27 protein-coding genes are annotated in these 26,584 nt (G+C 65.4%); 15 read left to right on the plus strand and 12 right to left on the minus strand.

Annotated features, from left to right (window positions below):
* Together AC5Y5C_RS19470 and AC5Y5C_RS19475 are read left to right on the plus strand one after the other, a co-directional pair.
* Positions 1 to 1,248 carry a cytochrome P450 gene (locus AC5Y5C_RS19470; protein ID WP_499975441.1) on the plus strand — a complete coding sequence of 416 codons (1,248 nt, stop codon included), beginning with the start codon at positions 1 to 3 and terminating at the stop codon, positions 1,246 to 1,248.
* Positions 1,249 to 1,255: 7 nt separating this feature from the next.
* Positions 1,256 to 2,110, plus strand: coding sequence for an SDR family NAD(P)-dependent oxidoreductase (locus tag AC5Y5C_RS19475; RefSeq protein WP_499975442.1), 855 nt, complete (start codon positions 1,256 to 1,258; stop codon positions 2,108 to 2,110).
* Here AC5Y5C_RS19475 and AC5Y5C_RS19480 read toward each other — a convergent pair whose 3' ends face one another.
* The gene (locus AC5Y5C_RS19480) at positions 2,111 to 2,893 is read right to left on the minus strand and encodes a (2Z,6E)-farnesyl diphosphate synthase (protein WP_499975444.1); all 783 of its coding nucleotides are present in this window, start codon (positions 2,891 to 2,893) and stop codon (positions 2,111 to 2,113) included. It abuts the gene before it with no gap.
* 111 nt (positions 2,894 to 3,004) lie between these two features.
* On the opposite strand from AC5Y5C_RS19480, the gene trhA reads away from it, so the two are divergent.
* Complete coding sequence (gene trhA / locus AC5Y5C_RS19485) at positions 3,005 to 3,856, plus strand: PAQR family membrane homeostasis protein TrhA (protein ID WP_499975446.1); 852 nt, start codon at positions 3,005 to 3,007, stop codon at positions 3,854 to 3,856.
* Positions 3,857 to 3,880: 24 nt separating this feature from the next.
* On the opposite strand, the gene AC5Y5C_RS19490 is transcribed toward trhA, so the two are convergent.
* The 4 genes from AC5Y5C_RS19490 to mca are packed head-to-tail and all read right to left on the minus strand — an operon-like array spanning position 3,881 to position 7,406.
* Positions 3,881 to 4,255: a nuclear transport factor 2 family protein gene (locus tag AC5Y5C_RS19490; RefSeq protein ID WP_499975449.1), complete on the minus strand. Its 375-nt coding sequence runs from the start codon at positions 4,253 to 4,255 to the stop codon at positions 3,881 to 3,883.
* Positions 4,256 to 4,265: 10 nt separating this feature from the next.
* The gene (locus AC5Y5C_RS19495; RefSeq protein WP_499975451.1) at positions 4,266 to 6,260 is read right to left on the minus strand and encodes a thioredoxin domain-containing protein; all 1,995 of its coding nucleotides are present in this window, start codon (positions 6,258 to 6,260) and stop codon (positions 4,266 to 4,268) included.
* Positions 6,250 to 6,540: a hypothetical protein gene (locus AC5Y5C_RS19500; protein WP_078292912.1), complete on the minus strand. Its 291-nt coding sequence runs from the start codon at positions 6,538 to 6,540 to the stop codon at positions 6,250 to 6,252. The genes AC5Y5C_RS19495 and AC5Y5C_RS19500 overlap by 11 nt, the downstream gene beginning before the upstream one ends.
* Positions 6,537 to 7,406, minus strand: coding sequence for a mycothiol conjugate amidase Mca (mca, locus tag AC5Y5C_RS19505; RefSeq protein ID WP_499976090.1), 870 nt, complete (start codon positions 7,404 to 7,406; stop codon positions 6,537 to 6,539). Before mca ends, AC5Y5C_RS19500 begins: the two co-directional genes overlap by 4 nt.
* A gap of 98 nt (positions 7,407 to 7,504) precedes the next feature.
* Between mca and AC5Y5C_RS19510 the strand changes: the two genes are divergently transcribed.
* Together AC5Y5C_RS19510 and greA are read left to right on the plus strand one after the other, a co-directional pair.
* Entirely contained in the window at positions 7,505 to 7,924 is a 420-nt protein-coding gene (locus AC5Y5C_RS19510; RefSeq protein WP_499975453.1) for a DUF4307 domain-containing protein, read from the plus strand.
* Positions 7,925 to 8,188: 264 nt separating this feature from the next.
* Entirely contained in the window at positions 8,189 to 8,683 is a 495-nt protein-coding gene (gene greA, locus AC5Y5C_RS19515) for a transcription elongation factor GreA (protein ID WP_057967215.1), read from the plus strand.
* A gap of 32 nt (positions 8,684 to 8,715) precedes the next feature.
* Here the strand turns inward: greA and AC5Y5C_RS19520 are convergent, their stop codons facing one another.
* Complete coding sequence (locus AC5Y5C_RS19520; RefSeq protein WP_499975455.1) at positions 8,716 to 9,654, minus strand: endonuclease domain-containing protein; 939 nt, start codon at positions 9,652 to 9,654, stop codon at positions 8,716 to 8,718.
* 90 nt (positions 9,655 to 9,744) lie between these two features.
* The gene (ilvA, locus tag AC5Y5C_RS19525; RefSeq protein ID WP_499975457.1) at positions 9,745 to 10,890 is read right to left on the minus strand and encodes a threonine ammonia-lyase; all 1,146 of its coding nucleotides are present in this window, start codon (positions 10,888 to 10,890) and stop codon (positions 9,745 to 9,747) included.
* Here ilvA and AC5Y5C_RS19530 point away from each other — a divergent pair.
* Positions 10,855 to 11,070: a hypothetical protein gene (locus AC5Y5C_RS19530; RefSeq protein WP_499975459.1), complete on the plus strand. Its 216-nt coding sequence runs from the start codon at positions 10,855 to 10,857 to the stop codon at positions 11,068 to 11,070. The two genes, ilvA and AC5Y5C_RS19530, sit on opposite strands and share 36 nt — an antisense overlap.
* Complete coding sequence (locus AC5Y5C_RS19535; RefSeq protein ID WP_499975460.1) at positions 11,031 to 11,702, plus strand: GOLPH3/VPS74 family protein; 672 nt, start codon at positions 11,031 to 11,033, stop codon at positions 11,700 to 11,702. The genes AC5Y5C_RS19530 and AC5Y5C_RS19535 overlap by 40 nt, the downstream gene beginning before the upstream one ends.
* Positions 11,703 to 11,705: 3 nt before the next feature.
* Here the strand turns inward: AC5Y5C_RS19535 and AC5Y5C_RS19540 are convergent, their stop codons facing one another.
* From AC5Y5C_RS19540 to AC5Y5C_RS19555, 4 genes are all read right to left on the minus strand, one after another.
* Positions 11,706 to 12,908: a cystathionine gamma-synthase gene (locus AC5Y5C_RS19540; RefSeq protein ID WP_499975463.1), complete on the minus strand. Its 1,203-nt coding sequence runs from the start codon at positions 12,906 to 12,908 to the stop codon at positions 11,706 to 11,708.
* Between the two features lie 63 nt (positions 12,909 to 12,971).
* Positions 12,972 to 13,550, minus strand: coding sequence for an RDD family protein (locus AC5Y5C_RS19545; protein ID WP_499975465.1), 579 nt, complete (start codon positions 13,548 to 13,550; stop codon positions 12,972 to 12,974).
* A 104-nt stretch (positions 13,551 to 13,654) separates the two neighbouring features.
* Positions 13,655 to 15,064: a cystathionine beta-synthase gene (locus tag AC5Y5C_RS19550; protein ID WP_499975468.1), complete on the minus strand. Its 1,410-nt coding sequence runs from the start codon at positions 15,062 to 15,064 to the stop codon at positions 13,655 to 13,657.
* 57 nt (positions 15,065 to 15,121) lie between these two features.
* The gene (locus AC5Y5C_RS19555) at positions 15,122 to 16,198 is read right to left on the minus strand and encodes an alpha/beta hydrolase (RefSeq protein WP_499975470.1); all 1,077 of its coding nucleotides are present in this window, start codon (positions 16,196 to 16,198) and stop codon (positions 15,122 to 15,124) included.
* A 190-nt stretch (positions 16,199 to 16,388) separates the two neighbouring features.
* Between AC5Y5C_RS19555 and AC5Y5C_RS19560 the strand changes: the two genes are divergently transcribed.
* From AC5Y5C_RS19560 to purT, 3 genes are all read left to right on the plus strand, one after another.
* A complete protein-coding gene (locus AC5Y5C_RS19560; RefSeq protein WP_499975473.1) occupies positions 16,389 to 17,396 on the plus strand; it encodes an SGNH/GDSL hydrolase family protein in 1,008 nt (335 codons plus the stop codon).
* Positions 17,397 to 17,445: 49 nt separating this feature from the next.
* A complete protein-coding gene (locus AC5Y5C_RS19565) occupies positions 17,446 to 18,663 on the plus strand; it encodes an acetyl-CoA C-acetyltransferase (protein WP_499975475.1) in 1,218 nt (405 codons plus the stop codon).
* A gap of 94 nt (positions 18,664 to 18,757) precedes the next feature.
* A complete protein-coding gene (gene purT / locus AC5Y5C_RS19570; RefSeq protein WP_499975477.1) occupies positions 18,758 to 19,957 on the plus strand; it encodes a formate-dependent phosphoribosylglycinamide formyltransferase in 1,200 nt (399 codons plus the stop codon).
* Positions 19,958 to 20,010: 53 nt separating this feature from the next.
* Here the strand turns inward: purT and AC5Y5C_RS19575 are convergent, their stop codons facing one another.
* On the minus strand, positions 20,011 to 20,856 hold the full coding sequence (locus AC5Y5C_RS19575) for a Bax inhibitor-1/YccA family protein (protein WP_499975479.1): 846 nt from the start codon (positions 20,854 to 20,856) through the stop codon (positions 20,011 to 20,013).
* A gap of 314 nt (positions 20,857 to 21,170) precedes the next feature.
* Between AC5Y5C_RS19575 and AC5Y5C_RS19580 the strand changes: the two genes are divergently transcribed.
* Genes AC5Y5C_RS19580 through AC5Y5C_RS19600 form a run of 5 tightly spaced genes read left to right on the plus strand, consistent with a single transcriptional unit; the run spans position 21,171 to position 26,569 of the window.
* On the plus strand, positions 21,171 to 22,688 hold the full coding sequence (locus AC5Y5C_RS19580) for a CoA-acylating methylmalonate-semialdehyde dehydrogenase (RefSeq protein WP_499975480.1): 1,518 nt from the start codon (positions 21,171 to 21,173) through the stop codon (positions 22,686 to 22,688).
* 11 nt (positions 22,689 to 22,699) lie between these two features.
* Positions 22,700 to 23,848 carry an isobutyryl-CoA dehydrogenase gene (locus tag AC5Y5C_RS19585; RefSeq protein WP_499975482.1) on the plus strand — a complete coding sequence of 383 codons (1,149 nt, stop codon included), beginning with the start codon at positions 22,700 to 22,702 and terminating at the stop codon, positions 23,846 to 23,848.
* 29 nt (positions 23,849 to 23,877) lie between these two features.
* Positions 23,878 to 24,912, plus strand: a complete 1,035-nt coding sequence (locus AC5Y5C_RS19590; protein ID WP_499976092.1) for an enoyl-CoA hydratase/isomerase family protein — start codon at positions 23,878 to 23,880, stop codon at positions 24,910 to 24,912.
* Positions 24,909 to 25,790: a 3-hydroxyisobutyrate dehydrogenase gene (gene mmsB / locus AC5Y5C_RS19595; protein WP_499975484.1), complete on the plus strand. Its 882-nt coding sequence runs from the start codon at positions 24,909 to 24,911 to the stop codon at positions 25,788 to 25,790. The genes AC5Y5C_RS19590 and mmsB overlap by 4 nt, the downstream gene beginning before the upstream one ends.
* Complete coding sequence (locus tag AC5Y5C_RS19600) at positions 25,787 to 26,569, plus strand: enoyl-CoA hydratase (protein WP_499975487.1); 783 nt, start codon at positions 25,787 to 25,789, stop codon at positions 26,567 to 26,569. The genes mmsB and AC5Y5C_RS19600 overlap by 4 nt, the downstream gene beginning before the upstream one ends.
* Positions 26,570 to 26,584 lie beyond the last annotated feature (15 nt).

The following is a 26,584-nucleotide window of genomic DNA, read 5'->3' on the forward strand; positions in this document are numbered from 1 at the left end:
ATGAAAAGCGCTGCAGAACTCGGCCTTCCGGAAGGCTTCGATTTCACTGATCCCGGGCTGTACGGCGAGCGGATGCCACACGAAGAATTCGCGACCCTGCGGCGCGAAGCACCCGTCTGGTGGAACCCGCAGCCGCGGACGGTGGGCGGGTTCGCCGACGACGGCTACTGGGTTATCTCCAAACACCGTGATGTTCGGGAGGTTTCGCTGCATACCGATATCTTCTCGTCGGGCCGCAAGGGCGCCATCCCCCGCCTCGAGGACCACATCAGCCCTGAAGAGTTCCAGGCCACCCTGTCAGTCCTCATCAACAAGGACGCCCCCGAACACACCCAGCTGCGCGGGCTGGTGTCCCGCATGTTCACCCCACGCTCCATCGCGGCGTTGCGCATCACACTGGAGGACCGGGCGGAACGGATCGTGCGTGCCGCCCTCGAAGGTGGACACGGCGAGTTCGTTCGCGAGGTGGCCAGCGAGCTGCCCATGCAGGCCATCGCCGAATTGATCGGCGTTCCAGAAGAAGACCGCGTCAAGCTCTTCGAGTGGAGCAATCAGATGACGGGCTACGACGAAGCCGATGTGGAGATCGACCCGCGGATCGGCGCCGCTCAGATCCTCGGCTATTCATATCAGCTCGCCGAGCAGCGCCGCGACTGTCCGGGCAATGACGTAGTGTCCCGCCTGCTGACCGGGACGGTGGACGGGGAACAGCTCACCCCGGAGCAGTTCGGTTTCTTTGTCGTGATGCTGTCGGTGGCAGGTAATGAAACCACCCGGAATGCGACCACCATGGGCATGATGGCCTTTCTGGAACACCCGGATCAATGGGAACTGTTCAAGAAGGACAGGCCGGCCTCCGCCGTCGACGAGATAGTCCGGTACACCTCGCCGCTGATCTCGCAACAACGAACCGCGCTGCAGGACACCGTGGTCGGCGGTGTTCCCATCAAGGCCGGTGAACGAGTGGTCATGCTCTACCCGTCAGCCAACTTCGACGAGGAAGTGTTCGCGAACCCGCATACCTTCGACATCACCCGCGACCCTAACCCGCATCTGGGCTTCGGCGGCACAGGAGCCCACTACTGCCTGGGGGCCAACCTCGCAAAGGTCGAGCTGGAGATCATCTTCAACAAGATCGCCGATCGTATGCCCGACATCTCACGGATCGGGGATGCGCCCCGGTTCCATTCGGGCTGGATCAACGGCATCAAGAAATTCGACACGGACTACTGTCCGGTCTCGCACTGAGGCCCCGATGGCCAATTGTGTCGTAGTCGGCGGTAGCCGCGGGATCGGCCGCGCAACAGCACAACTCCTCGGCGAGCTCGGCACCCGTGTGGTTGTCAACGGTCGGCACGCCGATGCGGTCGATGAGACGGTCGACGCAATCACATCCAGCGGCGGTACAGCAGTCGCTTTTGTCGGGTCGCCCGACAACGAGCAGACAGCCACGGATCTGATCAACACCTGCCGCGATGAGTTCGGTGGCATCGACGCGTTGATCAACTGCGCGGGCATACCGGAGCCTGCCGGGTCCTCCATCCTGACCATCACCCCCGATGACTTTCGACGACTGATCGATGCACACCTGGGCACCGTTTTCCACACCTGCCGCGTCGTCGCACCGCTCATGGCCGCCCAACGGCATGGAACCATCATCAACACCGGATCGACCGCCTCCCTGGGTATCTACGGCGGCACGGGCTATCCGGCGGGCAAGGCGGCAGTCCATGGACTGACCTTGGCCATCGCCGCCGAGCTGAAGCAAAGCGGTGTGCGCGCGAACGTCATCTGCCCCGGCGCCCGCACCCGGCTCTCCGAAGGAGAGGAGTACACCGCGCACCTGCACGACCTACACGCACGGGGACTACTCGACGAAATGACCCTCCGGGCTTCGCTCGAACCCGCACCGGCCGAGTGTGTGGCACCGCTGTACGCCTATCTCGCCGGCGATCTCTCCGCACGCATCACCGGCCAGATATTCATCGCCGCAGGCGGATTCATCGGACGTTTCGCGCGACAGGTCCCGACGCCGCTGGGATACCGCGACCACACGGAATCCGCGCGATGGTCGATCCAGGAGATTGACGAGCTGATGGGCCGTCGATGACTACTGCCCGAATCGCCGGTTTCTCGCCGCGTAGTCGCGCAGCGCGCGCAGGAAATCCACCCGCCGAAACTCGGGCCAATATGCGTCGGTGAACCACATCTCGGAATAGGCACTCTGCCAGAGCAGGAATCCTGACAAACGCTGCTCCCCCGATGTCCGGATCACCAGATCCGGATCCGGCTGTCCGGAGGTGTACAGGTTCTCGGAGATGGCGTCGACGGTCACCGCCTGCACCAGCTGCTCGGCGGTGGCCCCGTTGGCCAGCTCCTTGTTCAACAGGGTGCGTACCGCATCGGTGATCTCCTGCCTGCCCCCGTAGCCGACCGCCACGTTCACATGGAAGGCGGCATCCGAGGGGGCGGACTTCACGGCCTGCCGCATGCGCTCAGCCACCTCGTCGGGCAGCAGATCAAGGTCTCCCACGCTGCGCACGCTCCACTTGTTCTGCGGGGCGCACAGCTCCTCCACGACGTCGGTGATGATCTCCAATAGCTCGCCGAGCTGATCGGGGTCGCGGGTGAGATTCTCGGCCGACAACAGGTACACGGTGGCCATCTCGACGCCGGCGTCCTGACACCAGCCCAGCATCTCGCCGATCTTGCGGGCACCCATCCGGTATCCATGGCTGACATCGGTGTACCCCGCCGACCGCGCCCAGCGGCGGTTTCCGTCGCACAGGACGGCGATATGCCGCGGTTTCGACGCCTTGGCCAGCTCCTGACGAAGCCGCATTTCGTAGAGCTTGTACAGCGGTTCCTTCAGCCTCGGCGGGATGATCTCCACGGACCCAGCCTAGCGAGCCGACCGCGCGCCCGAGCCACGACTACGCAGCAGATATGGATCTGCACAGAACGTTCACAATCGCGGCCTGGACGGGAAGGGATACTGTGACGCATGCAGACCGATGAGCCGCTTGCGGGAAGAGGCACCGGCACCGATGAGCCGCTTGCGCGAAGAGGCACCGGCACCGATGAGCCGCTTGCGGGAAGAGGCACCGGCACCGATGAGGCCCCCGCAAGCGGGAGGGACCCCCAGCTTGCCCCCGAAGCACATGGTTCTGAGCATTCCCTGCCGATGGCCGCATTCGTCGGCGGTATCGAGACTCTCCCGATCAAACCCAAGGCGCGTGGCTGGATCCATTTCTACGCGTGCGTCACCGCCGCGATCGCGGGAATCGTGTTGGTGTCGGTCGCCTGGTCGGTGCGCTCACCGGAAGCAGGCCTGGCCACCGCCATCTACAGCCTGACGGTGCTGGGTGTATTCGGGGTCAGCGCCGCCTATCACCGGGTGAACTGGAAATCCGAGACCACCCGCACCTGGATGAAGCGGATGGATCATTCGATGATCTTCATCTTCATCGCGGGCAGCTACACCCCGTTCGCGATGCTTGCGATGCCGCCCGCGGAGGGCAATCTGGTGCTCGCCATCGTGTGGGGCGGCGCGCTCGCCGGGGTGATTCTCAAGATGTGTTGGCCGACGGCACCACGCTGGGTCGGGGTGCCGCTGTACCTGCTGCTGGGGTGGGTGGCGATCGGATTCTCATCGACGCTCCTACACGGCGCCGGGGTGCCCGCCCTGGTGCTACTGATCGTCGGCGGCGCGTTCTACAGCATCGGCGCGATCCTGTACGCCGTGAAATGGCCCAACCCGTGGCCGCTGCACTTCGGTCATCACGAGTTCTTCCATGCCGCGACCGTCATCGCCGCGACCTGCCACTACATCGCTGTCTGGTTCGCCGTCTTCTGACGGCGAACCAGCAGGCCCAAGAAACTAGAGCTGCTTGATGTCGTCCTGGGTCCAGAAGGCCCGCATCGAGCTGATCTTGCCGTTGTCGTCGAAGGTCATCACGTCGATCGGCGCGATGACCATGCCACCGTTCTCGTGCTTGATGGTCAGCTCGAAGTGGAATGCGGCCTCGTTGTTCGTGGCCCGCACCAACTTCAGCTCGCCGTGACGGTCCAGTGGCTCGATGGCGGCGTAAAAGCCCTGGATCGCCTCACGGCCCTTGAGGACGTCGGCACCCAGCGGATCCTCGACGGTCGCGTCGTCGGCGTACAGGTCGGCGATCTGTGCTGCGGTGCCCGTGGTGAGCAGATCGCAGTAGCTCTGGACGACGGCGAGAACATCTTCGCGGGTTACGGTCATGCTCCGGACGCTACCTACCCAACGCGGCGTCTAATTGTTCGGTCCCGGTCACCGGGAGATCGCAGACGGTACCCCGGCACACGTAGGCGGCGTCGGCGTCGCCCACCTGCCCCCTGTCGCGCAGTAGCTCGCTCGAATCCTTAACTCCACCAACCACAATCGCGCCCCCGGGTGCCGACAGCCGTGCCCTTCGCAACAGTGGCGAGGTCCCGGCGCCGCAGGCCACCGCGACCTGGATCGGACCCCGCACCGCGGCCTCGGCCACCGCCAGCCAATGGCCGGCCGATTGTGGTGCGCGTGCCAGCGCCATCGATGCCGCCGACAGCGAGGCGTGCGCGGCTTCCCGGTAGCGAGCGTCCTCCAGCAGATAACCGCCGATAAGCAGCGCCTCGGTCACCGAGGACGCCCCGGACGGGGTCGCGCCGTCCAGGGGATCGCTCGGCCTGAGCACCAGCTGCTCGGCATCGTCGGCGACGTCGAACCACGCGCCGGGCGATTCCGGATCAGCGAAATGATCGAGGGCGGTATCGAGCAGCTGCGCGGCGGCCTCACGCCAGCGCCATTCACCGGTCACCTGATACAAGGACAGCAGGCCCGTCGCGAGCGTGCCGTAGTCCTCGAGCACACCGTCCCCCTCGGACACCTGCCCGCCCAGGCTCGCGCGCCGCAGCCGCCCGTCGCGCAGATGTAGATCCAGCAGCTCGGCGGCGCAGCTGGCCGCCGCATCCAACAGATCGTTGCGGTCCAGCGCGATCGAGGCTTCGACGAGGGCGGTGATGGCCAGCCCATTCCAAGCGGTGACTGCCTTGTCGTCGCGGCCGGGCTGCACCCGGTGCCGTCGCGCCGCCAGCAGCGCCTCGCGCACGCGGCGCCACCGATCCACGTCTTCGTCGCCGTCGGGATCGCGCAACAGCTGCAGCACCGAGCTCCCGTGTTCGAAGGTTCCCGTCGGCGTCACCTCGAAAAGCGTTGCGGCCCAGTCACCGTCTTGCGGACCCAGGATCTCGGCGAGCTGCTCGGGCGTCCACACGTACGTGGAGCCCTCGGAGCCGTCGGCGTCGGCATCCAGCGACGAGACGAACAGGTCGCCCACCCGCAGCTCGCGCAGCAGGAAATCGGCCGTCTCGGAGGCGATTCGCCGCGCCAGCGCGTCGCCGGTGCGGCGAGCCCAATGCGCGTAGACACGCAGCAAGAGCGCGTTGTCGTAGAGCATCTTTTCGAAATGCGGCACCACCCAGGCCGCGTCCACGCTGTACCGCGCGAAACCTCCGGCCAACTGGTCGTAGATGCCGCCACGCGCCATCGCCGTCGCGGTCCGGGCCACCGCCCCGAGCACCGCGTCGTCTCCGGTTCGTTCGTATCCGCGCAGCAGCGCCTCCAGCAGAGACGAAGGCGGAAACTTCGGCCCCCCGCCGGAAACACCGAATCCCCCGAAGCGCATATCCTCCGCGGGCAGAATCGCGGCGATCGCGGTATCGCACAGCGCGATATCTACCCCGGGCCCGGCGGGCAGGCGTCCGGACATCGCCTGCAGCTGGCCGGTAATGCTCGAGGCCGCCTCTTCCACCTCGTCCCGGCGCTGATCCCAGGTCTCACGGACCGCCGAAAGCAGCTGCAGAAAGCCCTGTTTCGGGTAATAGGTCCCGGTGTAGAAGGGACGGCCGTCCGGGGTGAGAAAGCACGTCATGGGCCACCCGCCCTGCCCATTCATCGCGACGGTGGCATTCATATAGACGGCGTCCAGGTCCGGACGCTCCTCGCGGTCGACCTTGATGTTGACGAACCCGGCGTTCATGACGGCGGCGACCTCGTCGTCCTCGAAGGACTCATGGGCCATCACGTGGCACCAATGACAGGCCGCGTACCCGATCGACAGCAGGATGGGCACATCGCGAGACTGTGCTTCCTGCAACGCCTCTGGCGTCCACTGCTGCCAGTGCACCGGGTTGTCGACGTGCTGGCGCAGATAAGGACTGGTCGCCTCGCCCAGCCGGTTAACGGTCATCGCCCCGCTGATCGGTGGAGCCCGACGGTGTCTCGGGTTCCTCGGCGGAGGTTCCGACCGTGCCGTCGTCGACGGCCTGATCTGGCTCGGGGTGTTCGGGGTCGAATGTCTCCGGCAACTTACGCAGATGCGCATTCATCGACCGAACCAGGAAGAAGGTGCCCACCAGCAGCAGCACCACCACCGTCAAACCGAACGGGCCGGCCTTACCGAAATCGGGTCCGACATTGGTCGGGCTCTTCTCGTCGGCGAGTACCAGCACGGCGTCCATCAACATCATTTGGCTTCAACTCCTGCGAACAAGTCGTCCTCTGGGGTGCTCGTCGGCACGCGTGACTTCGCGAGCTCGAAGTCCTCGGTAGGCCACAGCCGTCGCTCGAACTCGCGCGGGACTGCGAAAAAACTACTGTCCGGGGGAATTTGAGACGCATGCGCACGCAGCGCGGCATCCCGGGCATCGAAAAAGTCGGCGCAGGGCACGCGGGTAGTCACCCGGCGATCAAAGGTGTCGTCATCGGCAGGCCAGCGCTCAAGCCATTCGTCGAACGGCCCCTTGTATCCATGTTTCTTGCACTCATCGTTGAGCAACTGCATACGCGCGCGCATGAATCCATGGTTGTAATAGATCTTGCTGACGGTCCACGGCTCACCCGCCTCGGGGAACTGCTCAGGATCCGCCGCGGCCTCGAAGGCAGCCATCGACACCTCGTGGCACCGAATGTGATCCGGATGCGGATAGCCGCCGTTCTCGTCGTAGGTCGTCATGACATGTGGCCGGAATTCCCGGATCACCGCAACCAACTTGGCGATCGGCTCGTCGATGGGCACCAGCGCAAACGAGTCGCTGGGCAGTGGCGGCAGCGGGTCGCCCTGGGGAAGACCGGAATCCACATAGCCGAGCCAGCGATGTTGCACGCCCAACTCGGCCGCGGCCTTGGCCATCTCCTCCCGACGGATGGTCCCGATGTTCGCGGCGACCTCGGGGCGGTCCATCGCCGGATTGAGGATGTCCCCGCGCTCCCCGCCCGTCAGCGTCACCACGATGACGTCGTTGCCCTCGGCGGCATACCGCGCCGTGGTCGCGGCACCCTTGCTGGCCTCGTCATCGGGGTGGGCGTGCACCGCCATCAATCGCCATCCGCTCACCCGCGCGCCCGCCTCTTTCTGGTCACGTCCCTTGTCCTCGATGGAGGACTCACGCCCCCATCGTTTCATCCCCTGTGTACCCGTCATACCGTTGACCCGTGCAGCGACCAGAGGACCGTTACGGGACCAAGCCCGCCAAGCCCAACCGCGGCCGCTGGATCGCGATGGCGCTGACCGCGTTGGTCATTGTGGCCGGAGTGGTGATCGCTGCGATCGGATATGCGCGATTGGGCCCAGGAGACGTCAAGGGCGAACTTTCCGCCTACAGAATCGTGGACTCTTCGACGGTTTCCGTTACCGCCTCCGTGGAGCGGAAAGACCCGTCCAAACCGGCGGTCTGCATCCTGCGGGCGCGATCTATCGACGGCAGCGAGACCGGGCGGCGCGAGGTGCTGGTACCACCGTCTCCGGAACGAACAGCGCCGGTCACAGCGCTGGTGAAGTCGACCCGCCCCCCGGTGACCGGGGATGTTTACGGCTGCAGCCTGGCAGTTCCGCCGTATCTCGTCGGGCCCTGACCTCAATTTCTTGAGCCCCGGCGCCGCGGGACGGCACCGGGGCCGCCAGACACACGTCGGCAACGTTCACATCGGGCAAACCTCGCCCAAAAATAGGCTGAACATCACAGCGACAGTGGTATGCTGGCCGGATACACGGATCCCTGCTGGGACCGTGTATTGCTGCATTTTGGAGAGTGAATACCGCAGCAATGCACCCGACCCGGCACCCGATAGAGGAGCGCCAGTGGACGTTGCTGGCCTGAGACAAGGAGTACCTGCACCATGACCGACACCCAGGTGACCTGGCTGACCCAGGAATCACATGATCGGCTCAAGGCGGAACTCGACCAACTGATCGCCAACCGCCCCGTCATCGCCGCAGAGATCAACGAGCGCCGCGAAGAGGGAGACCTGCGTGAGAACGGCGGCTACCACGCCGCCCGCGAGGAGCAGGGTCAGCAGGAGGCACGCATTCGTCAGCTACAAGAGTTGCTCAACAACGCCAAGGTGGGCGAGGTCCCGACGCAGTCCGGTGTCGCGCTGCCCGGGTCGGTTGTCAAGGTCTACTACGACGGCGACAAGGACGACACCGAGACCTTCCTCATCGCCACCCGCCAGGAGGGCGTCAAGGACGGCAAGCTCGAGGTGTACTCCCCCAGCTCGCCGCTGGGTGGCGCACTCATCGACGCCAAGGTCGGCGAGACCCGCAGCTACACGGTGCCCAACGGCGCCGAGGTGAAGGTGACCCTGGTGAGCGCGGAGCCGTACCACGACTAGTTCTCGATGAGTTCGTCGATCGAGTGCGAGCCTCACGCGGAAATCTGACCTGAAATCCGCGTGAGGCTCGCGCTCGTTGTGGGACTGGCGGCGTTCCTGAGCGCCTCATCGACACGCGCGACCACAGTGCCCGCCCGATGGCGGAGCATGTCGGCACTCACGCGCACGATCACCCATCCCTCGGCCGCCAACTCCGACGCCCGATCAATGTCGCGAGAACGCTGGCGCGCATCCAGCCAATGCTGGGCCCCGTCGAATTCCACGCCAACCTTGACGTCCTCCCACCCCATGTCGATGCGCGCGATGAAGTCGCCGTAGCGGTCGAATACCTGGATCTGCGTCTGCGGCGGCGGAAAACCCGACCGCACGAGGAGCAGCCGCGTTCTGGTCTCCTGCGGTGACTCCGAACCACCGTCCACCAGACTCAAGGTGTCGGCCAATCTCGCCAGGCCGCGGACCCCTTTGTGTCGATCCATCATCGCCACGACCTCGGCAGTCGCCAGACCGGTCGCCGCTATGAGCGCATCCATCCGCTCGACGGCAGCAGATCGCGGCAACCATCGCCCCAGATCGAATGCCGTCCGGGCGGGACTAGTAACGGCAAGACCCTTCACGTACGCAATCTCGTTATCCATCAGTATGTCCCGATGGATTCGTAAACCCGCGGCGGTCTTGTGGTGGCGGTGAATCAGGTCCACGGTTGCGCCCGCGTCGACCCATTTGGCACCGTGCACGGACGAAGCCGCGATCCCGGCGATGACACCGCTGCGCCCGGTCCACAGCCATGCCCCGTGTGCGCGCTGCGTCGCGCTCACCTCCGCATCGCGCGGAACATAGATGCTCGGATACAGCTGCCGGTATCGGGTTCGCAAGCGGTGCTCGGTCATCGCGCCACTATTGAGCATCTCGGTAGAGCGGAACGGCCAGAGAATCTCCCCCATGGCTCGCAGCATCACATCGGCGACCGACATCCACGGCACCCGATGCCGAGCGCGAGCCTCACGCGGAAAACGAGGCCGAAAGCCGCGCCAGGCTCGCACTCGATCGGTAAGGGTGTGGGACTAGCGCTCTTCTTGAACCGTCAGGCCGGCCGCGACGATTGCGTCGAGTACGGCCTGACGGTGTTCGGGCCCCCGCGTTTCGACGGTCGCCAGCACATCCACCTCGCCCAGACGCAGGCGCTCGCTATTACGCCAGTGCGTGACGTCGACGACGCTGGCACCGGAAGCCCGAAAGACGTCGAGGAGACCCGAGAGCCCGCCCGGTGCATCCGCAATGGTCACCCGCACCGTCAGGTAGCGTCCGGCGGCCCGCAGACCGTGAGTGATGACGTGGGTGAGCAACAGCGGGTCGATGTTTCCGCCCGACAGCACCGCACACACCGGGCCGGTGAGACCCAGCTCCTCGGCGGACAGTGTGAGCAGCGCGGCCACCGCTGCAGCACCGGCAGGTTCCACCACCAACTTAGCCCGCTCCAGGCAGAGCAGCAGCCCGCGCGACAGCGCCTCCTCACTGACCGTGACCACGTCGTCGACCAGTGCGGCCACATGCTCGAACGGCACCGCCCCCGGCTTGCCGACCGCAATGCCGTCAGCCATGGTGTCCATCGATTGCAGGGCCACCGGGTGCCCGGCTTGCAGCGACAGCGGCCACGCGGCCGCACCTGCGGCCTGCACCGCGATGATCCGCACCTCGGGCCGCGCCGCCTTGACCACCGCGGCAATACCCGCGACGAGCCCGCCGCCGCCCGCGGGCACCACGATGGTGCCGACATCGGGAAGCTGCTCCAGAATCTCCAGTCCGACGGTGGCCTGCCCGGCCACGACGTCCCGATGGTCAAAGGGGTGGATGAGTACCGCGCCGGTCTCCGCCGCGAACTCCGTCGCGGCCAGCAGCGCGTCGTCGATGGTGGTGCCGGTGAGGTGCACGGTCGCGCCGTAGGCGCGGGTCGCCACGATCTTGGGCAGCGCGGCCCCTACCGGCATGAACACAGTCGACGAGAGGCCCAGTGTGGTCGCCGCCCAGGCCACACCCTGGGCGTGATTACCCGCGCTGGCGGCCACCACTCCATTCGCCCGCTGGTCATCGGGCAGCTGACTGATCCGGTTGTAGGCGCCGCGCGGTTTGAAAGATCCTGTGCGTTGCAAGTTTTCGCATTTGAGACGCACCTCGTGCCCGCAGCGCTCACTGAGCGCACGGAAGGCCACTACCGGTGTGCGCCGTATCACAGGAGCAAGCCGCTCGGCCACCTCCTGGATCTCCTGGACCGTCACCAACCCTGTTGCTCCCGCTGCCTGGATGCCCATGCCAGGCATCATCTCACCAGTTCTGCCGCTATTGTCCCCTCATGCCACAGATTGCGGAGGACCTCCTGCTTCTGTTGCTGAACAATGCCTCCGGACGTCCACTGCTGGACAAGGATCGGCGTACGCAGGCCCTCGCCGCTGCGATCATCCTGGATCTTGCTCTGGCGCAACGTGTCCGACCGGCCACCCATGGTGAACCGGCGAAGGCCGGCGATCTGCTGGTGCTTCAGGCGCCGGATGTCGGGGATCCGGTACTCGACCGGGCGGTGCACCGGCTGCGACGACGGCCGATGAGTCCGGTCGAGGCGATCACCAAGATAGGCCGCGGGGTGAACTCCCAGATGTTGCACAGGCTGGAGATCACCGGGGATATCCACACGGTCCGCATGGGCAGCCGACTCTTCCCGGAGAAGTACTGGCCCGTCACCAACAACGAGCGCGCGAACGCGGTGCGTCAGGGCGTCACGGACGTGTTATTCCACTATGCCCCGCCCGCACCCAGCACCGCCGCGATCATCGCAGTGCTACACGGGGTCAACGGATTCGACGCGATACTGAGTCTCGACCCCGTCGGTAAGCAGCAGGTGTCTCGATGGTCGCAGACAATCGCCGACGGCGGATGGTCGGCCCAGGTCCGCGACAATCGCGGCTCGGCGGTCAATCTCGCGGTGACTGCCGCGGTGATCTCGGCAGCCCTGCATTCGATGAACTAGCGGTTACCGCAAGGCCTGTTCGAGATCGCCGATCAGGTCGCCTACCTCTTCGATACCCACCGACAGCCGCACCAGGTCCTCGGGTACCTCCAGCAGCGACCCGGCGGTCGACGCGTGCGTCATGGCAGCCGGATGCTCGATCAGCGACTCCACACCGCCCAAGGATTCAGCAAGAATGAAAAGCTCTGTTCGCGAGCACAAATCGAGCGCGGCCTGACGCCCTCCGGCCAACCGCACGCTGACCATCCCGCCGAATCCGCTCATCTGCTTGGCAGCCACCGCGTGCCCGGGATGGCTGTCCAACCCCGGATAGACAGTGTGCGCGACCGCCGAATGGCCGGCCAAGAACTCGGCCACCGCCTGCGCGTTCTCGCTGTGCCGCTGCATGCGGAGCGCCAAAGTCTTGATGCCCCGATAGGTCAGGTAGGCATCGAACGGCCCCGGCACGGCGCCCGCCCCGTTTTGCAGGAAGGCGAATGCGGTATCCAGCTCCTCGCCATTGGTGAGCAATGCGCCACCCACCACATCGGAGTGCCCGCCAATGTATTTGGTGGTGGAGTGCAAGGCGATATCGGCGCCGAGATTCAGCGGTTGTTGCAGCGCCGGCGAGGCGAAGGTGTTGTCCACCAAGAGCTTCACGGAATGCTCGGCTGCCACCTGTGCGACGGCCGCGATATCGGCGATGCTCAGCAGCGGGTTGGTGGGCGTCTCGAGCCAGATCAGCTTGGTACTGGGGGTGATCGCCGCCCGAATGGCGTCGACATCGGCCACCGGGACCGGAGTGTGGGCAATTCCCCACTGCGAGAAGACCTTGTCGATCAGCCGGAAGGTGCCGCCGTAGGCATCGTTGGGAATGATCAGATGATCGCCCGGGCGCAGAAGCGCGCGCAGGACGCAGTCGGTGGCCGCCATCCCCGAGCTGAACGCCCGACCGAAACGGGCATCTTCCAATGCCGCCAGCGAGGACTCGAGAACCGCACGGGTGGGATTGCCGGTGCGTGCATACTCGAAACCGCCGCGCAGCTGACCGACACCGTCCTGGGCGAAGGTCGAGCTGGCGTAGATCGGCACGTTGACCGCACCGGTCTGCGGATCGGCATGGAAACCACCGTGGATGGCTCTTGTGGAAAACCCTTGCCACCGGCCGGAATGTCCCCGGCCTTGCGGCTCCTGCGACGCGTCGGCGGCGCTGCGCTGCTCACTCATCAGGTCCGAGCCTATACGGACCCGTGGAAGTGAGACAGCCCAGCGCCGCCAATCGGGTTACTTCTACTTGGGAACGACGACGGTCTTCACTAGCATGTCGGCGATCGTCTGACGCTTCGGCGTGAACAGCGGCAGCAGGAAGCCGATGTAACAGATGATCGCGTCGAGAACATGCGCCAGGGAACGGACAACGGACATGCCGAACCCGATGGGCTGACCGGTGGCCTCGCCCAGCACCTGGATGCCGAGCACACCCTTGCCGATGCTGGAGCCTGTGGTGCCCTGCTTCAGGCCCCAGTTCCAGACAAGCCATCCAATGCCCAGGAGCCAGAACACGACCAGTGCGGCGATACCCAATCCGGAGTACCCGGCGCTGCAGCTGGTGAAACTCATCCCACCGCCACTCATGGGATCGCCGTACACCTCGCCCACGCACTCCGTGTCGGAGGTCATGGTGGCGCCGGCGATCAGCTGGCCGATACCGACCAGCACGGCGTAGGGAATGAGGTCGATGATCCAGGCACCGACACGCTTGATCCAGATCTCAAAATTGCTCCCCGGCAGGGCTGGTGCACCGGCTGCCGGAGGAGGCGGCGGGTAAGCGCCCGGATCCTGCGGCGAGGGTGGTGGAACTTCAGTCACGGTTGTCCTCCAGTTCGTATGGCACGCATCAGCGTCGAGCAACAGTGCACATTACGCTTTCAGCGTTTCCACAGGTTGGCTTCCGTGAAACGATTTGGGACCAATCAGTGCCGCACGCCCCGACCCGAGGAGACGAATCCGAGCAGGTCATGGCGGGTAATGACACCAACGGGCTTGCCCTCGTCGATAACCATCACCGCATCGGTGTCGCGCAACATGGATCCTGCGACACTCAGCGGCTCACCGGCACCGACCAGCGGCAACGGTGGACTCATGTGCTGGGACACGGCATCGGCCAGTTGCGCCCGGCCCTCGAATACCGCTGACAGCAGCTCCCTTTCGGATACCGACCCGGCGACCTCACCGGCCATGACGGGCGGTTCGGCGCCGACGACCGGCATCTGCGAGACCCCGTACTCGCGCAGGATCTCGATGGCGTCGCGTACCGTCTCGGACGGATGTGTGTGCACCAAATCCGGTAGCGCACCGGACTTTCCGCGTAGCACGTCGCCTGCGGTGGGCTCGGAAACGCTGCCGTCCAGACGGCTGCGCAGGAACCCGTAGGAGGACATCCACGAGTCGTTGAACACCTTGGACAGGTACCCCCGGCCACCGTCGGGCAGCAGAACCACGATTAATGCATCGGGTCCGGCCTTCTCAGCCAACCGAATTGCCGCCACTACTGCCATTCCGCAGGATCCGCCGACCAGCAATCCTTCTTCGCGCGCCAGCCGGCGCGTCATCTCGAACGAGTCGGCATCGGATACCGCGATGACCTCGTCGACAACACTGGGGTCGTACGCGGTGGGCCAAAAGTCCTCTCCCACACCTTCGACGAGGTACGGGCGGCCCGTGCCGCCGGAGTAGACGGACCCCTCCGGATCCGCGCCGACGACCTTCACGGCACCCCCGGAAACCTCCTTGAGGTACCGGCCCGCACCGGTGATCGTCCCGCCAGTCCCCACCCCGGCGACGAAATGGGTGATCTTGCCGTCGGTGTCGGCCCAAATCTCCGGGCCGGTGGTCTCGTAGTGGCTGGCCGGCCCGTTCGGATTGGAGTACTGGTCAGGCTTCCAGGCACCGTCGATCTCGCGCACCAGGCGGTCCGAGACGTTGTAGTAGCTGTCGAGGTGCTCCGGCGGCACCGCCGTGGGGCAAACGACCACCTCGGCCCCGTAGGCCCGCAATACATTCCGCTTGTCCTCGCTGACCTTGTCGGGGCATACGAAAACGCAGTGATAGCCCTTGCGCTGGGCCACCAGCGCCAACCCGACGCCGGTGTTACCCGACGTGGGTTCGACGATGGTGCCGCCGGGCTTGAGCAGACCGGCCTCCTCGGCAGCCTCGATCATCTTCACGGCGATGCGGTCCTTGGAGCTACCTCCGGGATTGAGGTACTCGATCTTGGCGGCCACGACTGCTCCCGTGCCCCCGGGCCCCTGAGACACCACCGAGTTGAGCTGGACGAGGGGGGTGTTACCGATCAGATCGGAGACATGCTGGGCGATGCGCATGCCGGTAACGCTATTAGACCCGCGACCGGGCCGCGCACAGAGGACCTAGCGAAGGCATCAAACGGCAGCGGGTGCGACGAACTCCGCCGAGGAAGTCTCGGGCACCGCGTCGCGGATGTACTGGCCGATCTGCGCCAGAGACCGCTTGGCCTCGGGCACGATCTTGGTGGCCACCTGGAAGACATGCATCTGACCGGGCCATATCTTGATCTCCACCGGCACACCCTGCTCGGCGAGGCGCTGCCCCAGCAGGCGCGCGTCGTACAGCAGCACCTCCGACCCGGAGCAATGCACCAGTGTCTGCGGCATCCGGCCGTCGACCTTGTCGATGATCTCGCGCGGCGGGATACCGCCGCCGGCCTTGGTGAGGATCTTCTCCAGTGCCTCAAAACAGTTGGGCGGCAACATGACGTCGGTCTTGGCGTTCTCATGCGCAACCTTGGGCGCGGGGTCCAGCTCGATGAGCGGCGAGATGAGTGCCAGCGCGGCCGGGGCCTCACCGTCCTCCGCCAACAAGCGTTCGGTCACCGCCACCGAGAGAAAACCACCGGCCGAATCGCCGGCCAGCACAATCTGATCCGCCGCGTATCCCTGCCCGCGCAGCCAACGGTACCCGTCAAGGCAGTCATCGACGGCCTGATCCAGGGAGGCCTTCGGCGGCATGCGGTAATCGACCACCAGACACGGCGCGTCGGCGTGCTTGGAGATCGTGGAAACCATGGCGCTGTGCGTGTTTGGGCCACCCACGATGAACGCGCCGCCATGCAGATACAGCACCGCCCGGCCCGTGCCGTCCACCGGCCCGACACCCTTGGCACGAATCAGGCGCGCGTTGGTGTTCGCCAGGGTCACGGTTGCCCTGACCGTGCCGCGCGGGGGAGCCAGGACGCGGCCAAGTTCTTCGATCAGGCCAAACGGGTAAGGAAGCGTGGGGGCATGGCTGCCAATCTGCAGCACCGTGCGCACCGTCATCCGGACACCGAATCCCAGCAGCCGCGCGGCCATACTCGCGGCGTCCTCGATCACTTCGACGGCGGCGCCGTCGCTCATCGGAAGGGCGCGGACCAGCGTGTTCAGCGAGGATCCCGTAGATCCCGCATGCCCGTACTCGGGGGTGCGCTTCGGTGCGGTCATCTGTTCAGGCTCCTTTGCCTAGCCAGTGTCCTGCGTTAACTCAGGCTGCTAGCCGGTAGCTAGCGCCCGATGGACTATACCCATCAACAAGCAACAAACCGCTTTCGATACCGCATCGTCCACGCCTCATTTCGCGTGATGCTGGTCAGAGGACTGGCGCGCTGTGTCGCCTTCCGTGAAAATAGCCACCGTGAGCATCCTCGCCACACGTAGACGAACGGTCTGGGCAGCCCTGAGTACCGGGGCGGCGGGCGCAGCGATGGGTACCGGGCTCTGGGGCGCGTACAGCTTCCTGAACGCGCAGGCCAGGCAGGTTCGCCTGGTCATCCCGAAGACTCATGACGCTCCCCCGGTTGCCGATGGCGTGTACGAACTCGGCGGCGGTCCGGTGACCAGATATAGCCGCGGCGTGCAATACGACCTGCACCTGGCGATCTTCGGGGACTCGACGGCCACCGGCTATGGCTGCCACATACCCGACGAGGTGCCCGGGGTGCTGCTGGCGCGCGGTTTGGCCGAAGAATCCGGGAAACGAATCCGGTTGTCCACCAAGGCGATATCGGGCGCAACATCAAAGGGGCTGGCCGCGCAGATCGACGCCATGTCAATCATCGGCCCGCCGCCGGATCTCGCCGTGATCATGATCGGCGCCAACGACGTGACCTCGCTCAACGCGGTGCGGGCCTCCGCGCAGCGCCTGGGTCTCGCCGTGCGGCGTCTGCGCGCGGCCGGCTCGGCCGTGGTGGTGGGCACCTGCCCGGATTTCGGGGTGATCACCGCGATACCGCAGCCACTGCGTGCGGTGGTGCGCTCCCGCGGGCTGCGCCTGGCCCATTTCCAGGCGGCGGCGGTGCGGGCCGCCGGCGGCGTGCCTGTCCCGCTTGCTGATCTGCTCTCACCGGAGTTTCTGCAGGCACCCGAGGAGATGTTCGCCGACGACCACTACCATCCGTCGGCAGCGGGATATGCGCTGGCAGCGCGGCTGCTGCTACCGGCAGTCGCCCATGCTCTCGGCGAATGGACAGGTGGGCACATTCCGGATTTGCCATGGGTGTCCGCCGCCGCGGAGTCGCAGACCATCGGCGCCCGGATGCGCGTTCTGGGACGGATCTGGAGGCGCACTGCTACCGAGATCGGGGTGGCGGCCGGCCAGCCCGCTGTCCAGCCCGACAATCTGCCTCTCGCGTCGCTGCATTAGATTCCAGGGGAGTAGAACCAGTACTAATTCCCCTATATCAGGAGTTTTCATGCCCGAAGCCGTGATCGTTTCCCTCGCCCGCTCCCCCATCGGGCGCGCCGGCAAGGGCTCGCTGGTGAGCATGCGGCCGGATGACCTGGCCGCCCAGATGGTGCGCGCCGCCCTCGACAAGGTGCCCGCACTGGACCCCAAGGACATCGACGACTTGATGCTGGGCTGCGGTCAGCCCGGCGGTGAGGCCGGTTTCAACATCGGTCGCGCCGTGGCGGTGCAGTTGGGTTACGACTTCCTGCCCGGCACCACCGTCAACCGCTACTGCTCGTCCTCGCTGCAGACCACCCGCATGGCGTTCCACGCCATCAAGGCCGGCGAGGGCCACGCCTTCATTTCCGCTGGCGTGGAGACGGTTTCACGTTTCCCGAAGGGCACCTCCGACGGCTGGCCGGACAGCCACAACCCGCTGTACGCCGATGCCGAGGCCCGCACCGTCGCTGCCGCGCAGGGTGCCACCGAATGGCATGACCCGCGTAACGACGGCCTGACCCCCGATGTCTACATCGCGATGGGCCAGACCGCCGAGAACGTGGCGCTACATACCGGCATCAGCCGTGAGGACCAGGACCACTGGGGTGTGCGCAGCCAGAATCGGGCCGAAAAGGCCATCGCCGACGGCTTTTTCGAGCGTGAGATCACCCCGGTGACCCTGGCCGACGGCACCGTCGTGTCCAAGGACGACGGCCCGCGTGCCGGCACCACCTACGAGGCGATCAGCCAGCTGAAGCCGGTGTTCCGCCCCAATGGCACCATCACCGCCGGTAACGCCTGCCCGCTCAACGATGGTGCGGCCGCGCTGGTCATCCTGAGCGACACTCGCGCCAAGGAGCTGGGCCTGACCCCGTTGGCGCGCGTCGTGTCCACCGGTGTGTCCGGCCTGTCGCCCGAGATCATGGGTCTGGGTCCGATCGAGGCCGTCAAACGCGCACTGGCGAACGCGGGCAAGTCGATTGGCGATATCGACCTGTTCGAGATCAACGAGGCGTTCGCGGTGCAGGTGCTGGGTTCGGCTCGTGAGCTCGGTATCGACGAGGACAAGCTCAACGTGTCCGGCGGTGCGATCGCGCTGGGTCACCCCTTCGGTATGACCGGGGCGCGCATCACCGCCACGTTGCTCAACAACCTGACCACCCACGACAAGACCTTCGGCGTCGAGACCATGTGCGTCGGCGGCGGCCAGGGTATGGCGATGGTCATCGAGCGGCTCGCCTAACTAGCACGTCAGCGCCGAGACCGAGGTTGTGGCGAGTTCGTCTCGCACGTTCGCGCCATAACCTCGGTCTCGGCGACTATAGAATTCCGTCGCGATGACCACTATCGGAACTCCCCTGTCACCGCGCGCGACGCGGGTCATGCTGCTCGGCTCCGGCGAACTCGGCCGTGAGGTGTTGATCGCCCTGCAGCGTCTGGGCGTCGAGACCATCGCCGTCGACCGCTATCCGAACGCCCCCGGCCACCAGGTCGCCCACCATGCGCGGGTCATCTCGATGTCCGACCCAGAGCAGCTGCGGGCATTGATCGAGGCGGAGAAGCCCGATCTCGTCGTACCGGAGATCGAAGCGATCGCCACCCCGACGTTGGAAGCACTGGAGGCCGAGGGCACCGTGCGGGTGATCCCCACCGCTCGTGCCGCCCGGCTCACCATGGATCGTGAAGGCATCCGCCGCCTGACGGCAGAGAAACTCGGATTGCCCACCAGCCCTTACCAATTCTGCGACTCACTGGCCGAACTGCAGGCCGCGATCGACGGCGGTGTCGGGTACCCGTGCGTCGTGAAGCCACTCATGAGCAGCTCCGGTAAGGGGCAGAGCAAGCTGGACGGACCGTCCGATGTGAGCGCCGCGTGGGACTACGCCATGGCAGGCAGCCGGGTGAGCAATAGTCGCGTGATCGTCGAGGGATTCGTCGACTTCGACTACGAAATCACGCTGTTGACGGTCAGGGCGCTCGGCGAAAGCGGCGAGGTCGAAACGAGCTTCTGTGCGCCGATCGGGCATCGACAGGCCAACGGCGACTACGTCGAGAGCTGGCAGCCGCACCCCATGTCGGACATTGCGTTGCAGAGCGCACAGCGAATTGCCCTCGCCGTCACCGAAAACCTGGGCGGGCAGGGAATTTTCGGGGTCGAGCTCTTTGTCAAAGGCGATCACGTGTACTTCAGCGAGGTGAGCCCGCGCCCACACGACACCGGCATGGTCACGATGATCACGCAGTGGCAGAACGAGTTCGAACTGCACGCCCGCGCCATCCTCGGGCTGCCCGTCGACACGACGTTGAAAACCCCGGGCGCCAGCGCGGTGATCTACGGCGGGGTCGACGCGGAAGGCGTCGTATTCGACGGTGTCGAGGACGCCCTGCGTGTGCCGCATACCGATCTGCGCTTGTTCGGCAAGCCGGAGAGCTTCGTCACGCGCCGTATGGGCGTCGCCCTGGCATACGACGAGCACGTGGAGACCGCGCGGCGCCATGCCACCGAAGCCGCGGGCCGGGTCCGCGTCTCGCACTGACACGAAAAAGGGGCGCCCCTGTCATGGGGCGCCCCTTTTTCGTGTCTCTAGTACTAGTCGTTCTGGAAGTAGCTCAGCAGTCGCAGGATCTCGACGTAGAGCCAGACCAGGGTGACGGCCAGGCCCAGGGCGATGCCCCACGCGGCCTTCTCCGGGGCACCGGCGCGGACCATCTGATCGGCGGCGTCGAAGTCGATCAGGAAGCTGAACGCAGCCAGGCCGATGCAGACGAGCGAGAAGATGATCGCGATCGGTCCACCGCTGCGCAGGCCCATGTCGATGCCGAAGAATCCGAGCACCATGTTGCCGAGCGCCAGCACCAGCACGCCGACCAGACCGGCCAGCAGCATCCGCTGGAACTTCGGCGTGACCCTGATGGCACCCGAGCGATAGACGAACAGCATGCCGATGAACACGCCGACGGTACCGAGCACCGCCTGACCGATCAGGGCACCGGCGTTCGCTCCGGCCACTTGGAAGGTCAGCGCGAAAGAAATGGCGCCGACGAACAGCCCCTCGAGCGCGGCGTAGCTCAGCACGATCGCCGGGTTGTCCTGCTTACGCCCGAAGCTCGCGATCATGACCATCACGAGGCCGCCGAGCCCGCCCACGAGCAGGAACGGCATCGCCAGCGCGGTGTTGGCACTGACCAGGAAGTAGGAGGCGATGGCGACGGTGACGATGACACCGAGGGTGATACCGGTCTTGGTGACCACGTCATCGATCGTCAGCGGCCGGGATACGCCAGCCTGAGCCTCCGGGTAAGCGGTGTACGGGTCCTGCCGCATCTGCTGGGCCGCCATGGCGCCGGCACCGGCCGAGCCCGCCCCGAACTGCGCATAGCCGCCCCCCTCTTTTCCGGGCAGCGTCCGAAGAATGGGATTGCTGGTGGTTCGCACCGTCGTGATCCTCTCCTGGAAGTGCGGTACCGCGATGTGCGGCCTCCGCAGATGACGTCTAACAAGTCAACTGGTGATTCAACGAGCAGGAAAGTGCAAGAGTTCCGCGCTTACGCCACTGGTCCGCGAGACTGTCCGGCCACGTCTGAGCTCAGACTACCGCCCAGACCTCACAGTTGTGGCAAATCCCTGTGAGATCCCTGTGAACAGTAGGGTTTTTAGCTGGAAGTCCTACTAGACATTAGATGGATGTCCAACTAGATTCAGAAGCGCCGACCTCCCGGATTTCCAACCGCTTCCCAAGGGGCTACACCATGAGTTCGTTACCTGATTCCCTGCCTAAATTGACGCATTTCGTCGGTGGTGAGCGTGTTCCCGGTACGTCCGGGCGCTTCGCCGATGTCTACGACCCGACGCTGGGCACGCCGGTACGGCAGGTGCCGCTGGCCGATGTTTCCGAGGTCGAGGCGGTCATCGCGAACGCCGCGCAAGCTCAGCCCGGCTGGGCCGCCCGCAACCCCCAGCAACGCGGGCGTGTGATCGCCAAGTTCGTCGACCTGGTCCGTGCGGAGATCGACGAGCTGGCCACGATGTTGTCCCAGGAGCACGGCAAGACCCACGCCGACGCCAAGGGTGATATCGAACGCGGGCTTGAGGTGTGCGAATTCGCCACCGGTATCCCCCATCTCATCAAGGGTGAGTACACCAGCGGAGCGGGCACGGGAATCGACGTGTACTCCATCCGCCAGCCCCTCGGCGTGGTCGCGGGCATCACCCCGTTCAACTTCCCGGCCATGATTCCGCTCTGGAAGGCCGGCCCCGCACTGGCCTGTGGAAATGCCTTCGTCCTCAAGCCCTCCGAGCGCGACCCCTCGGTGCCCTTACGCCTTGCCGAGCTGTTCCTCCAAGCAGGCCTGCCGCCCGGCGTCTTCAACGTCGTCAACGGTGACAAGACTGCCGTGGACGCGCTACTGCACGATCCACGCATCGCCGCGGTCGGATTCGTCGGATCCACCCCGATCGCGCAATACATCTACGAGACCGCCACCGCCAACGGCAAACGGGCTCAATGCTTTGGCGGCGCCAAGAACCACATGATCATCATGCCCGATGCCGATATCGACCAGGCCATCGATGCGTTGATCGGTGCGGGATACGGCTCGGCCGGCGAGCGCTGCATGGCGATCTCGGTCGCGGTACCGGTCGGCGAAGCCACCGCGCAGCGGCTCGTCGACGGCCTGACCAAACGCGCCCGCGAACTGGTGGTCGGACCATCCCTGGATGATGGCGTCGACTTCGGCCCGCTAGTGGGCGCCGACGCCCTCAAACGGGTACGCGACTACATCGATATCGGCATCGCAGAAGGCGCCCAGCTGATCCTGGATGGCCGCGACCTCACCGTCGAGGGTCATGAGGATGGATTCTTCATCGGCGCATCCCTTTTCGACCACGTCACACCCGAGATGCGCATCTACAAGGAAGAGATCTTCGGGCCGGTCATCTCGGTGGTGCGCGCCAAAGACTACGACGAAGCGCTGCGCCTGCCCTCCGAACATGAATTCGGCAACGGTGTCGCGATCTTCACCCGCGACGGCGACACCGCACGCGACTTCTGCACCAAGGTCAACACCGGAATGATCGGCGTGAACGTGCCAATTCCGGTCCCAGTGGCATACCACACCTTCGGCGGCTGGAAACGATCCGGATTCGGCGACCTCAACCAGCACGGACCCGACTCGATCCGGTTCTACACCAAAACCAAGACAGTGACCCAGCGCTGGCCCTCAGGCACCAAAGAAGGCGCCTCCTTCGTCATCCCCACCATGGACTGAGCGGACCAACCGTGTTTTCACTAACCGAAGAGCAGCGTGAGATCTGGAATACGGCACGGGAATTCGCCGATATCCACATCGCGCCCCACGCCCTGGAATGGGACCGCGACAAGCACTTCCCCGTCGAGGTGTTCCCGAAAGCCGCCGCACTGGGCATGGGTGGCATCTACATCAATCCCGATGTCGGGGGCTCCGGGCTCACCCGATTGGATGCCTCGCTGATCTTCGAGGCGATGGCCACCGGCTGCTCCGCCGTCTCGGCGTTCATCTCCATCCACAACATGGCCGCCTGGATGATCGACGAATTCGGCGATGAGGAGCAGCGGCAACGATGGCTGCCCTCGATGTGCACCATGGAGACGATCGGTGCGTACTGCCTTACCGAACCTGAATGCGGAAGTGACGCATCGGCCTTGCGGACCAGTGCGGTTCGTCAGGGAGACGAGTACGTACTCAACGGCGTCAAACAGTTCATCTCCGGTGCCGGAGCCGCGGACCTCTACGTGGTGATGGCGCGCACCGGCGGCCCCGGTCCCCGGGGCATCTCCACCATCGTGGTGCCCAAGGACACGCCGGGGCTGTCGTTCGGGCCCCCCGAGCGCAAGATGGGCTGGCACGCTCAGCCCACCGCGCAGGTTGTCTTCGAGGATGCCCGGGTTCCCGTGGGCAACCGAATCGGCACAGAAGGCATCGGATTCACCATCGCGATGCGCGGCCTCAACGGCGGCCGGCTCAATATCGCGTCATGCTCGCTCGGTGGCGCCCGCTCGGCGCTGGAGAAGTCCATCGAGTACCTGCGCACGCGCAAGGCGTTCGGCGACGAGCTGATCAAGTTCCAGGCGCTACAGTTCAGGCTCGCCGATATGGCCACCGAGTTGGAGGCCGCCCGCACCATGGTCTGGCGTGCGGCCTCGGCGGTACACGAAGGCGATCCACGCGCGGCCGAGCTGTGTGCCATGGCCAAACGCATTGCCACTGACGTAGGTTTCACGGTGGCCAACGAGGCGTTGCAGCTGCACGGCGGCTACGGCTACCTGGCCGAATACGGCATCGAGAAGATCGTGCGTGACCTACGGGTGCACCAGATTCTGGAAGGAACCAACGAGATCATGCGAGTCATCGTGTCCCGCAAGCTAATGACAGAGGGGCTCGCCGGATGAGCCTCTTGGGTGAAGACCATCAAGCACCGGTGACGGATCAGATCGAGACGCGGGTCGAAAAGGGCGTCGGTCTGCTGACGCTCAACCGCCCCAAGGCCATCAACTCGCTGACCAACGACATGATCACCGCGATGTCGGCGGCCCTGTCCGAGTGGGAGGCCGACGATGCGGTCCGCGCGGTGGTCCTCTCGGGGGCCGGGGAGCGCGGCCTCTGCGCGGGTGGCGACGTGGTGGAGATCCACAACAGCGCCAAGATCGACGGTGTGGTCGCGCGCCGGTTCTTCCGCGAGGAGTACCAGCTCAACGCCCAGGTCGGCCGGTTCTCGAAACCATATGTGGCGCTGATGGATGGCATCGTGATGGGTGGTGGTGTGGGAGTGGCCGGGCATGCCAACACCCGCATCGTCACGGACACCTCCAAGGTCGGCATGCCCGAGGTGGGCATCGGATTCATCCCGGACGTGGGCGGAACCTATCTGCTCTCCCGTGCCCCGGGCCAGCTTGGATTGCACGCCGGACTGACCGGCGCCCCGTTCTCCGGTGCCGACGCCATCGCACTGGGGTTCGCCGACCACTACGTGCCGCATGACCGGCTGGCCAAGTTCACCAAGGCCATCATCGACAGTGACATCGCCACCGCGCTCGCGGTGCACGGCGCCATAGCTCCTTCGAGCGACCTTGTGACCCAACGTAGTTGGATCGACGAATGCTACGCCGGGGACACCGTCGCCGATATCGTCGCGGCGCTGCAGGCGCACGGGGATGAGCGAGCCCGCGCGGCCGCCGATCAGATCCTGACCCGCTCCCCCATCGCGTTGTCGGTGACACTCGCCGCGGTACGACGGGCCCGCGAGTTACCGTCGCTGGAAGCGGTTCTCACCCAGGAGTATCGGGTGTCCAGCCAATCGGTGCGGTCGCACGATCTCGTCGAGGGCATCAGGGCTCAGCTGGTCGATAAGGACCGCAACCCGCAGTGGGATCCGAAGACTCTCGCCGCGGTCACCGAGGCTGATGTCGAGGCCTTCTTCCAGCCTGTCAGTGATGATTTGGAGTGGTCGGCATGAGCACAATCGCATTTATCGGCCTGGGCCACATGGGGTTACCGATGGCGGTCAATCTCGCCAAGGCCGGGCACACCGTGGCCGCCTTCGACCTGTCCGAGCAGGCGCGCGCCGCCGCCACCGAGGCCGGTGTGCCGTTGGCCGAGTCGGGTGCGACAGCCGCCGCCACCGCCGACGTGGTGATCACCATGCTGCCCAAGGGTGCGCATGTGCTTGCCGCGTATGAGGATCTGCTGCCCGCGGCGCCGCCCGGCACCCTTTTCATCGACTCCTCCACTGTCGACGTGGCCGATGCCCGCGCCGCACATGAAGCGGCGACTACTGCGGGACACCGCTTCGCCGACGCGCCGGTGTCCGGCGGAGTACCCGGCGCCACCGCGGCAACCCTGACGTTCATGGTGGGTGCCGAGGACGCCGTATTCGCCGCTGCCGAACCGATTCTGGAGGTCATGGGCAAGCGCGTGGTGCACTGCGGCGGCCCCGGTGTGGGGCAGGCCGCGAAGATCTGCAACAACATGATCCTCGGGGTATCGATGATTGCGATCAGCGAGGCGTTCGTGCTCGGCGAGAAGCTCGGTCTCTCTCATCAGGCGCTGTTCGATGTCGCGGCCAATGCCTCCGGCCAGTGTTGGGCGCTCACGTCGAACTGTCCGGTGCCGGGACCGGTGCCCACCAGCCCCGCCAATCGCGACTACACCCCCGGCTTCGCCGTCGCCTTGATGGCCAAGGACCTGGGGCTGGCCGCCAATGCGGTGCACGCCAACGGAGTTGACGCGCAGCTTGGCCTCGCCGCGGCCCACATCTACGACGACTTCAATTCCACCGGAGGCTCCGGCCTAGACTTCTCGGCGATCTTCTCGCGAATCCAAGGAGCGTCATGACCTCAAACAATTTTGAAACCATCATTATCGGCCGCGACGACAGGGTCGCCACCATCACGCTGAACCGGCCCAAGGCGCTCAACGCGCTGAACTCGCAGGTGATGAACGAGGTCACCGCCGCCGCAGCCGCGTTCGACGCGGACCACGGCATCGGCGCGATCGTCATCACCGGTAGCGAGAAGGCGTTCGCGGCGGGCGCGGATATCAAGGAGATGAGCGAGCAGTCGTTCAGCGACATGTTCGGCTCCGACTTCTTCGCCGCCTGGGGCAAATTGGGCGCGGTGCGCACGCCGACCATCGCGGCGGTGAGCGGATACGCCCTCGGGGGCGGATGCGAGCTGGCCATGATGTGCGACCTGATCATTGCCGCCGAAAACGCGAAGTTCGGACAGCCAGAGATCAAGCTGGGCGTGCTACCCGGCATGGGCGGTTCGCAGCGGCTCACTCGCGCCATCGGCAAGGCGAAGGCCATGGACATGATCCTCACTGGGCGCAACATGGATGCCGCCGAGGCCGAGCGCAGCGGTCTGGTCTCGCGTGTGGTGCCCACCGAGAGCTTGCTCGACGAGGCCAAGGCCATCGCCAAGACCATTTCGGAGATGTCGCTCTCGGCCTCGATGATGGCCAAGGAAGCCGTCAACCGGGCCTTCGAGTCCAGCCTGACCGAGGGATTGTTGTTCGAGCGCAGGATCTTCCATTCTGCGTTCGGAACCGCTGACCAGTCCGAGGGTATGGCCGCATTCGTCGAGAAGCGTCCCGCCAACTTCACTCACCGGTAGAGATTCATCGGAACT

Source organism: Mycobacterium sp. NGS15 (assembly GCF_059813245.1).

Excerpts from the sequence above, each read along its gene's own strand:
- AC5Y5C_RS19470 (WP_499975441.1), top strand. The coding sequence starts at position 1 with ATGAAAAGCGCTGCAGAACTCGGCCTTCCGGAAGGCTTCGATTTCACT.
- AC5Y5C_RS19475 (WP_499975442.1), top strand. The coding sequence starts at position 1,256 with ATGGCCAATTGTGTCGTAGTCGGCGGTAGCCGCGGGATCGGCCGCGCA.
- trhA (WP_499975446.1), top strand. The coding sequence starts at position 3,005 with ATGCAGACCGATGAGCCGCTTGCGGGAAGAGGCACCGGCACCGATGAG.
- AC5Y5C_RS19490 (WP_499975449.1), bottom strand. The coding sequence starts at position 4,255 with ATGACCGTAACCCGCGAAGATGTTCTCGCCGTCGTCCAGAGCTACTGC.
- AC5Y5C_RS19495 (WP_499975451.1), bottom strand. The coding sequence starts at position 6,260 with ATGACCGTTAACCGGCTGGGCGAGGCGACCAGTCCTTATCTGCGCCAG.
- AC5Y5C_RS19500 (WP_078292912.1), bottom strand. The coding sequence starts at position 6,540 with ATGATGTTGATGGACGCCGTGCTGGTACTCGCCGACGAGAAGAGCCCG.
- greA (WP_057967215.1), top strand. The coding sequence starts at position 8,189 with ATGACCGACACCCAGGTGACCTGGCTGACCCAGGAATCACATGATCGG.
- AC5Y5C_RS19520 (WP_499975455.1), bottom strand. The coding sequence starts at position 9,654 with ATGTCGGTCGCCGATGTGATGCTGCGAGCCATGGGGGAGATTCTCTGG.
- AC5Y5C_RS19535 (WP_499975460.1), top strand. The coding sequence starts at position 11,031 with ATGCCACAGATTGCGGAGGACCTCCTGCTTCTGTTGCTGAACAATGCC.
- AC5Y5C_RS19540 (WP_499975463.1), bottom strand. The coding sequence starts at position 12,908 with ATGAGTGAGCAGCGCAGCGCCGCCGACGCGTCGCAGGAGCCGCAAGGC.
- AC5Y5C_RS19550 (WP_499975468.1), bottom strand. The coding sequence starts at position 15,064 with ATGCGCATCGCCCAGCATGTCTCCGATCTGATCGGTAACACCCCCCTC.
- AC5Y5C_RS19555 (WP_499975470.1), bottom strand. The coding sequence starts at position 16,198 with ATGACCGCACCGAAGCGCACCCCCGAGTACGGGCATGCGGGATCTACG.
- AC5Y5C_RS19565 (WP_499975475.1), top strand. The coding sequence starts at position 17,446 with ATGCCCGAAGCCGTGATCGTTTCCCTCGCCCGCTCCCCCATCGGGCGC.
- purT (WP_499975477.1), top strand. The coding sequence starts at position 18,758 with ATGACCACTATCGGAACTCCCCTGTCACCGCGCGCGACGCGGGTCATG.
- AC5Y5C_RS19580 (WP_499975480.1), top strand. The coding sequence starts at position 21,171 with ATGAGTTCGTTACCTGATTCCCTGCCTAAATTGACGCATTTCGTCGGT.
- mmsB (WP_499975484.1), top strand. The coding sequence starts at position 24,909 with ATGAGCACAATCGCATTTATCGGCCTGGGCCACATGGGGTTACCGATG.
- AC5Y5C_RS19600 (WP_499975487.1), top strand. The coding sequence starts at position 25,787 with ATGACCTCAAACAATTTTGAAACCATCATTATCGGCCGCGACGACAGG.